Here is a 1346-nt window from a genome sequence, read left to right as displayed (position 1 = left end):
GATCGCTTGACCTCGCGCGGGAAGCTTCGATCAGGTCGTCGAGGCGGGAGCACGAAGTAGTGAGCCTGATCCAGAAGGCGCTGCAAATGCTGGGGCAAGGCGCCCGCGCGCGCCAGGTGCATGGTGTTGAGTGCACCGACGATCGCGTGCTGCGCGGTGTGAAAGCTGATGCGGGTGGGTGCCACACCGACATGCTGAGCCATCAGACGCATCCAGCGCCGCAGCAGCGTGTGCGCAATCAATACGCCCCAGACCTCTTGCATCACCAGTTCGGGCTGCTTGCTGCGCAACACGCCCTGGCCTTGCTGCAGCGACTGCTTGATTTCACGAAACCCCAGCTCGATCTCCCAACGCTGACGGTACAGCTGCGCCAACTCGGGTGCGGCAAACCGCGAGGGGTCACTCAGCGAGGTGATGAAGCGCCTGGTCTTGCCACCCGCATGCACCTGGATCAAGCGGGCCAGCCAATGGCTGGGCAGCTCTGGGCGCAGTTGCCTGGCGCGTTGCGACACCGGCATGCGGATCAGCCAGTCGCCTTCGCCCAAGGTTTGAACGATCTCATGGCGCAGATTGTCCTTGGCGCGCATGAGCCAATGGCGCTGAGCCCCTGCGTTCTGCCAGTCCAACAAGAATGCCGCTGAGAAGTACGCGCGGTCAAACAGTGTGATGGACTGATCCAGTCCGCGCAGATCGGCTGCCAGCGTCAACTCGCCGCAGTGGTAGTCCCCCAGTCTGGCATCAAGCAACTCGTGGCTGTCGGTATCGAGCAGGCACACGCCTCGCACCATGGGCCAAGGCTGAGCGCCGTATTGCGTCATCCCACTGCCCAGCACTTGGCGGTTGTCCTGGCTGTCGGGCGCAGACCAGACCACGCCATCGACTGCCAAGACGCGCAAAGACTCTGGATGCACCGGGTGGGATCGCCCCCAGGCATCGGTGAGCAAGCCGAACAGATGTGCCAAGGGCTCGCAGCCCAGTCTTTGGCGAGCCTGAACGCTGCTGCTGGGTACGGGCAGGTCTTGCCCATTGAGCGTGAGCGCCATCTCCTGCACGACTTGCCACAGCGGCATGTGGCGAAACAAGGCCAGGCCAATCACCAGCCAGACGGCGTGTTCGGCGGGCAGCTTGCGGCGACGGATGGAGGCCTTGCCGGTGGCGTGCAAGGCTTGCTCTATCCAGGCAGGATCAATCAACGATCCCAACTCGGCCATCCCGCTGGCGGGCATGGCCGCCAGAGTCTCATTCAAGGTGTTTTGCAGCAGGATCGACAAAATAAAAAGGGAACGTGAAACACGTTCCCTTTTTACTGCCAATCAGATCAAGCCAAGCTTAACTGACTGGCATTG

The 1346-nt window shown here is 62.0% G+C and carries 1 protein-coding gene; it reads right to left on the bottom strand.

The window, feature by feature from the left end; all coding sequences use genetic code 11:
• Nucleotides 1–1247 (bottom strand): IS4 family transposase (locus BLW02_RS19410; protein WP_244273771.1); only part of this gene is annotated, 1247 nt, incomplete at its 3' end.
• Nucleotides 1248–1346: the final 99 nt, after the last annotated feature.

The organism is Acidovorax soli, assembly GCF_900107605.1.
Taxonomy (GTDB): domain Bacteria; phylum Pseudomonadota; class Gammaproteobacteria; order Burkholderiales; family Burkholderiaceae_C; genus Acidovorax; species Acidovorax soli.
This window is presented reverse-complemented; position numbering and strand designations above follow the sequence as displayed.